Below are 7,087 nucleotides of genomic sequence, written 5' to 3'. Positions count from 1 at the left end.
CGCCCGAACCGCTCCCCATGCCCCCATGAACCCGCAGCCGACTACGAGCTGATCCAGCGCGCGTGCGGCGTCTGCCCTCGGCTACGTCGGCGTCACGGTTGTCGTCCATCCGACCGGCCCCTGGAACACGCTTGACACCCTCGCGGGCCCGTCCCTATCGTCAAGCCGAGGTCAGCCCGTGTCCGGGCCCACCGGTCGCCGCGCGAGAGGGGTGTGAGCACCGTGTCGCCGCGTCTCGTCACCCGCCGCCACGTGGATCTCGCGCGCGTCAACAGCGCTCTGTGTAGCTGAGAATCCGTTCCCCGACGAAGGCCGCCCGCGCCGCCGGGCCGTTCGGTCCTGCCAGGAATCGACTCAGAACTCTCGCACACAGACGCATATAGGGAAGACGATGACTCTCATCGACGCGGTCGGCCCGCCAGTGGTCACCCGTGCCGCTGTGCCTGACCTGGAAACCGTGCCCATCGCTCAGGCCGGCCGCCGGGCGGCCAATGCGGGCGCCGTTTTGCGCGCGGCCCTGCACCATGGCCCTATCGCCCGCAGCACTATCGCGCGCATCACTGGCCTCTCGCCCGCCGCGGTGACCAGCCACTGCGTCGACCTCATGCGCGGCGGGGTGCTGTGCGAGCTGCCGGGGGAGGTCCGTTCCAACGGGGCCGGACGTCCGCACATCCCGGTCGCCGTCGACGTCACCCGCTGCCGGGTGGCCGCGATCCACGTCGCTGTGCAGGCATCGACCGTCGCCCTGCTCGACCTGGCCGGTCGGGTCCTGGCCACGGAACTGGTGCCGCACACGTCCACTGATCCCGGCGTCGTGGTGCGGCGCGCGGCCGGTGCCCTCGCGCGGTTGCGTGCCGCGCACGGCGGCGCGCCGCCGCTTGGAGTCGGGGTGGCGATCGGCGGGTGGGTGGACGCGGAGTCCGGCACTGTCATGGACCATCCGCGGCTCGGCTGGTCGCTCGTCCCGCTGCGCGAGCTGCTGGCCGAACAGACCGGGCTCGCCGTGTACGTCGACAACCACTCGCGGGCCCTGCTGCACGGCGAGATCCTGCTCGGCCAGGCGCGCGCAGCCGCCAGCGTTCTGCACCTGTTCGTCGGCAACGTCGTCGACGCCGCCTTCGCCACCCGCGGCGAAGCGCACTACGGCGCCGGATCCCAGGCCGGCGCGATCGGACACCTGCCCATCGAGGGCAGCGACGCACGGTGCTCATGCGGGCGCATCGGCTGCCTCGAGGCGACCGTGTCCGAGTCCTCCCTGATCCGGCGGGCCGCCGATCGCGGGTTGATCGCGCGACCGGACTATCGGCTGTTGCTGCACGCCGCCCGCGTCGGCGACGGCGCGGCCGTGGCGATGCTCGTGGAGCGCGCCCGGCTCGTCGGCCGTGCCGTCGCGCTGCTCACGGACGTCTTCAGCCCCGAACTGGTCGTGGTAATGGACCCGGCCGCCGCGTACCTGCCGGACGTGCTGGCCGCGCTGCGCGGATCCGCCCGCGAACACCTGTGCACGGTACGGGACGAGGTGGACCGGTTCCTGCTGCCCACCGCCTTCCGCGGTGCGGTGCTGGAGACGGCGGGCGGTGCGGTGATCCTCGACGCGCTCTACCGCGATCCGCTCGGAATCCTCGAACGCGCCGCGGCCTCGCGCGGAAACTCGATTAATTCAGAAGATTGCAATATTGACCGCCCCGGGGTTTCGCGGTGACCATGGAAGACATGGACCGACACCTCGTCAACCTGGTCAAGCGCCGGGTCATCGACCTGATGCGAGTGGGCCGTTCCTCCTGTCGCCGGTAATCGCCCGGAGCGTAGGAAGGGCTCGTATACCGAGCCTGCGTCCTAGCTCCCTGGAGTTACCTGTGCCCCGCGCGGCCTGAATCTGCCGACCGCGCCCACGAGCACTCCCTTTTCCAGCCGTACTTCACCGTGCGCGCGGCCGGTCGTCCGCCGCGCGCCGGTGGCGTACGTCCGGCGACGCAATCCTGAGGAGAACCACCGTGTCCACCATTTCCGCCCGGCGATCCGGCATCGATCGAAGACTTCTGCTGCGCTCCGTGCTGGCCACCGGCGCCGCGCTGGGCCTGAGCTCCTGCGCCGCGGCGAAGGCGAGCGGGCCCGTGCTCGCCGCCGACGCGGCGCTGCCGAACGTCGTGCCCAGCGGCACCAGCCTGGCGATCGCCTCCGGCCTCGGCACCACCCAGCTTGAACTCCAGCTCTCCGGCCTGATCGACACTCTGCCGTTCCACGTCTCGTCCTGGCCCAACCTGGCCGCCGGGCCCGATGTGCTCGCCGCCTTCCGGGCCGGCTCGGTGGATCTGGCCGTCAACGCCGGCATCCCGCCGATCGAAGCGCACAATCAGGGCTACGAGACCCGGATCGTGGCGATCAACCAGACCCGCACGCCCACCTACGTGTTCGCCACCAAGCCGCACAGCACGATCCAGTCGGTCGACGACTTCCGCGGCAAGAGCCTCGCCTTCTCCCAGGGACAGGCACAGGGCGTGGTGCTGCTGCGGGCCCTGCAGAAGGCTGGCATCTCGTATAAGGACGTGAACCTCGTCAACCTCACCAGCGACCAGTTCCTGGTCGCGCTCGAATCCGGCCAGGTCGACATCGCGCCGCTTCCGGTGAGCCAGTTGCCGAACTACCTCAACAGCTACGGGAAGGACGGCGCGCACTCTATCGACACCGGCGTCGTCGACTTCCTCACCCTGCTGTGGGCGCCGGCATCGGTGCTCGCCGACCCCGGTAAGGCCGCCGCGATCGCCGCGTTCGTACCGCTGTGGGCCAAGGCCGTGGTCTGGGTGTACGAGCACCCCGCCGCCTGGGAGCAGGACTTCTATGTCAAGTCCCAGAACATCAGCGCGGCCCAGGCCGCCCGGGTCGTGCAACTGACGCCGAAACCCTGGTTCCCGGCCAGCTGGGACGCGGCCATCGCCTGGGAGAAGCAGACCGCCGGCCTGCTCGCGCAGGGCGGGTTCATCACGTCCTTCGACGCTGTTCGACCGCCGTTTCGAGCACCTCGCCGCCGCCGCGGTCCCGGCGACCTACCGGAGCTGATCGCCGTGGCCGATATCCTCGTTCGTCCCCCGGCCGCGCCCGCCGCGGCTCCGGTGGCCCGCCGCAGGACACGACGGCTCGGCCCCGGCCGGCGCCTGCCGTTCGCCCGCGCGCTCGGCCCGGTGCTGCTGATCGCGGGCTGGTCGCTGGCCAGCGCGACCGGCCGGCTCGACCCGCGCATCCTCCCGGCTCCCTGGTCCGTGGTGAGCACCGGCATCCGGCTGTGGAACTCCGGCACGCTCGGCCCCGACCTGGCGATCTCGCTGCAGCGCGCCGGCGAGGGCTTCGCGATCGGCCTGGTCGCGGGCGTCGCGCTGGCCCTGATCGCCGGGCTCAGCCGGGTCGGCGCGGCCCTGATCGACGGCAACGTGCAGATCAACCGGGCCCTGCCGATCCTCGGCATGATCCCGCTGTTCATCCTCTGGCTCGGCATCGGCGAGACCTTCAAGATCACCATCATCGCGATGGCGGTGTACATCCCGATCTACATCAATCTCTCCGCCGCGCTTTCCGCGATCGACCAGCGCTACGTGGAACTGGCCGAGACCCTGGGCCTGAGCCGCGGCCAGTTCGTCCGGCAGGTGGTCGTCCCCGGCGCGCTGCCCGGCTTCTTCACCGGCCTGCGGCTCGGGGTGACCGGCTCCTGGCTCGCCCTCGTCGTGGTCGAGGAGGTCAACGCCACCAGCGGCCTGGGCTACCTGATGTTCCAGCAGGCCACATACGGACTGATCGACAGCGTCGTGGTGGGCCTCGCCATCTACGGGATCTGGGGCTTCGCCTCCGACCTGATCGTCCGGCTGATCGAAAGGAGAGTGCTGTCATGGCGGCGTACCCTGGCGGGCTGAGCGCCCAGACCGCGGTCGTGCTCGGCGGCCTCGCTCGCCGCTTCGGCACCCGCACCGTGCTCGACGGCATCGACCTGCGCATCCCGCGCGGCCAGTTCGTGGCCCTGGTCGGCCGCAGCGGCTCGGGCAAGAGCACGCTGCTGCGGGCCATCGCCGGGATCGACCACGAGGTAGACGGCGACGGCGAGATCCTCTCGCCGGAGCGGGTCTCCGTCATCTTCCAGGACTCGCGGCTGCTGCCGTGGCGGCGCGTGCTGGACAACGTCCTGCTCGGCCTGCCGCGCCGCGGCCCGCACGCCGCGGCGGCCGAGGCCCGGGCGCGAGCGGCGCTCGCGGAGGTGGGGCTGGCCGGCCGGGAGGACGCGTGGCCGAGCGAGCTGTCCGGCGGCGAGGCCCAGCGCGCCGCGCTGGCGCGGTCGCTGGCCAGGGAGCCCGAACTGCTCCTGGCCGACGAGCCGTTCGGCGCCCTCGACGCGCTGACCCGGATCCGGATGCACGCTCTGCTGAGCGAGGTGTGGCAGCACCACGGCCCGACCGTGCTGCTGGTCACGCACGACGTCGAGGAGGCGGTGCTGCTGGCCGACCGGGCGCTGGTGCTGGAGGAGGGCCGGTTCTGCCTGGACCTCGCCATCGACCTGCCGCGGCCGCGCTCGGTCAAGGACCCGCGCTTCGCCGAGTACCGCGAGCGGCTGCTGGCCGCGCTCGGGGTCCGCGAGCACGAGTCCGGCTCGCGGACCCAAGCGGCGGCGGCCGGGCCGGGCCCCGACCCCGAGGCCGACTCGCCAGCCGCCTCCGCCGAGGTCGCAGCCCTCGAGGAGGTGGGCTCGTGAGCAGAACCCTGCATCTCAACGCCTTCCTCATGAGCACCGGCCACCATGAGGCGTCCTGGCGGCTGCCCGAGAGCGACCCCTTGGCGGCCACGGACATCGAGCATTTCAAGGCCCTGGCCCGCACGGCCGAACGCGGCACCTTCGACTCGCTCTTCCTCGCCGACGGGCCGGTGCTGTGGGGCGACGTGGCACAGCGCCCGGCCGGGGTGATCGAGCCGCTGACACTGCTGACCGTGCTCGCCGCCGCGACCGAGCACATCGGGCTGATCGCCACTGCCTCGACCACCTACAACTCGCCGTACAACCTGGCCCGGCGCTTCTCCTCGCTCGACCACGTCAGCGCCGGCCGGGCCGGGTGGAACATCGTCACCACAGCCGGCCCCGCCGCCGCCCGCAACTTCGGCCTCGACGACGCACCCGCGCACGCGCAACGCTACGAGCGCGCTGCCGAGTTCACCGAAGTCGTGAAGAAGCTGTGGGACAGCTGGGAGGACGACGTCTACGTCGGTGACAAGAAGCTGGGCGTCTGGGGCGACCAGCGCAAGATCCACCCGCCGCGGCACCAGGGCACATACTTCTCGGTCGAGGGCGCGCTCAACGTGCCGCGCTCGCCGCAGGGCTATCCGCTGCTGGTCCAGGCCGGCTCCTCCGAGGACGGCAAGGACTTCGCCGCGCGCTACGCCGAGGCCGTGTTCACGGCGCAGCAGACGCTGGCCGAGGCGCGCTCCTTCTACGCCGACCTCAAGGCCCGCACGCTTGCGGCGGGCCGTGACCCGGAGGGCGTCAAGATCCTGCCCGGCCTCGTCCCGGTGATCGGCTCGACCGAGGCCGAGGCGCGGCTGCGCGACGCGCAGCTGGAGGAACTCATCACCTACGAGCACGGCCGGCGCACGCTCTCCGAGCTGCTGCAGATCCCGCTCGACCAGCTGGACCTCGACTCGCGCCTGCCCGAGAACCTGCCGCCCCCGGAGCTGATCAACGGCGCGCAGAGCCGCTACGAGCTCGTGGTCGAGCTCGCCCGCCGAGACAAGCTGACCGTCCGGGAACTGATCGGCCGGCTCGGCGGCGGGCGCGGCCATCGCACCTTCGCCGGCACGCCGGAGCAGGTAGCCGACGAGATCGAGCTCTGGTTCACCGGCGGCGCGGCGGACGGCTTCAACATCATGCCGCCGGTGCTGCCCTCCGGGCTCGAGGTGTTCGTCGACGAGGTCGTCCCGATCCTGCGCCGCCGCGGCCTGTTCCGCACGGCGTATGTCCCCGGCGAGACGCTGCGCGCGCGGTACGGACTGCCACGTCCGGACGCCACCCGATCCGCAAGCAAGAGAACCGACATCGACACACGGACAGGGAGCAAGTCATGACCGTCACCGCACACGAAGTCACCACGGCCGATGCGAGCGCCGAACTGGACATCCGGAAGGTCACCGGCCGGATCGGCGCCCGAGTGGCAGGCCTCGATATCACCGGCGAGCTCGATTCGGGCACCGTCGCCGCGGTTCGCGCGGCCCTGAACACGCACAAGGCGCTGGTCTTCGACGCCACCGGCCTCGACGACGAGGGCCAGCAGCGCTTCGCCGCACACTTCGGCGAGCTGACCACGGCCCACCCGACCGTCCCGTCACTCGACGGCTCCCCGAACATCCTGCGCGTCGACAGCGAGCAGGGCGGCCGAGCCAACCACTGGCACACCGACGTCACGTTCGTGCTCAGCCCGCCGCAGGCATCCACCCTGCGCAGCATCGTCATTCCGCCCTACGGCGGCGAGACGCTCATCGCGAACTCGGCCGCGGCCTACCGCGACCTGCCGGAGCCGCTGCGCGCGTTCGCCGACACGCTCTGGGCCGTGCACACCAACGTCTACGACTACGCGGTGCAGGGCCGCGCGCTGGGCGAGCGGCACGAGGAACACCGCGAGGTCTTCACCTCGATCAAGTACGAGACGGCCCACCCGGTCGTCCGCGTGCACCCGCTGACCGGCGAGCGCGGCCTGTTCATCGGCGGATTCGCCCAGCGCATCGTGGGCCTGTCCTCGAGCGAGTCCCGGAAGATCCTCGATCTGCTGCAGAGCTACGTCACCCGCCCGGAGAACGTGCTGCGCTGGCGCTGGTCGCCGAACGAGCTGGTGCTGTTCGACAACCGCATCACCCAGCACTACGCCATCGACAACTACGACGACCTGCCCCGCCGCCTGCACCGCGTGACCGTCGCCGGCGACATCCCCGTCAGCATCGAGGGGCAGCGCAGCTACTCCATCGAGGGCGACGCATCGCACTACACCACCGTCGCCGAAGTCGCAGCCACCACGGCCGCCTGACGGGGGCGTCGGTTCGGTGCCCGGCCGGGGAGTCGCCCCGG

6 protein-coding genes and 1 pseudogene are annotated in these 7,087 nt (G+C 71.5%); all 7 read left to right on the top strand.

Features of this window, described 5'->3' with window-relative positions:
• Positions 1–213 precede the first annotated feature (213 nt).
• The 7 genes and pseudogenes from KDK95_RS38350 (at position 214) to KDK95_RS25175 (ending at position 7,046) form a co-directional block, all read left to right on the top strand.
• Positions 214–291: a putative leader peptide gene (locus KDK95_RS38350; RefSeq protein ID WP_372463388.1), complete on the top strand. Its 78-nt coding sequence runs from the start codon at positions 214–216 to the stop codon at positions 289–291.
• 100 nt (positions 292–391) lie between these two features.
• On the top strand, positions 392–1,702 hold the full coding sequence (locus KDK95_RS25195; protein WP_212520762.1) for an ROK family protein: 1,311 nt from the start codon (positions 392–394) through the stop codon (positions 1,700–1,702).
• A 292-nt stretch (positions 1,703–1,994) separates the two neighbouring features.
• A pseudogene (locus KDK95_RS38345) lies at positions 1,995–2,759 on the top strand (ABC transporter substrate-binding protein); the annotation flags it as partial.
• A 303-nt stretch (positions 2,760–3,062) separates the two neighbouring features.
• A complete protein-coding gene (locus KDK95_RS38340) occupies positions 3,063–3,902 on the top strand; it encodes an ABC transporter permease (RefSeq protein ID WP_372463387.1) in 840 nt (279 codons plus the stop codon).
• Positions 3,878–4,732, top strand: a complete 855-nt coding sequence (locus KDK95_RS25185) for an ABC transporter ATP-binding protein (protein WP_212520760.1) — start codon at positions 3,878–3,880, stop codon at positions 4,730–4,732. Before KDK95_RS38340 ends, KDK95_RS25185 begins: the two co-directional genes overlap by 25 nt.
• Positions 4,729–6,093: an LLM class flavin-dependent oxidoreductase gene (locus KDK95_RS25180; protein WP_307844641.1), complete on the top strand. Its 1,365-nt coding sequence runs from the start codon at positions 4,729–4,731 to the stop codon at positions 6,091–6,093. The genes KDK95_RS25185 and KDK95_RS25180 overlap by 4 nt, the downstream gene beginning before the upstream one ends.
• A complete protein-coding gene (locus tag KDK95_RS25175; RefSeq protein WP_212520759.1) occupies positions 6,090–7,046 on the top strand; it encodes a TauD/TfdA dioxygenase family protein in 957 nt (318 codons plus the stop codon). Before KDK95_RS25180 ends, KDK95_RS25175 begins: the two co-directional genes overlap by 4 nt.
• Positions 7,047–7,087 lie beyond the last annotated feature (41 nt).

The sequence above is a fragment of the Actinospica acidithermotolerans genome (assembly GCF_018139625.1).
Lineage (GTDB): Bacteria > Actinomycetota > Actinomycetes > Streptomycetales > Catenulisporaceae > Actinospica > Actinospica acidithermotolerans.
Note: the sequence above shows the minus strand (reverse complement) of the source record. Positions and strands in the feature narration are given on the sequence as shown.

Bases quoted from the DNA above. Each gene is read 5' to 3' on its own strand.
- KDK95_RS25195 (WP_212520762.1), top strand. From the start codon at position 392: ATGACTCTCATCGACGCGGTCGGCCCGCCAGTGGTCACCCGTGCCGCT.
- KDK95_RS25185 (WP_212520760.1), top strand. From the start codon at position 3,878: ATGGCGGCGTACCCTGGCGGGCTGAGCGCCCAGACCGCGGTCGTGCTC.
- KDK95_RS25175 (WP_212520759.1), top strand. From the start codon at position 6,090: ATGACCGTCACCGCACACGAAGTCACCACGGCCGATGCGAGCGCCGAA.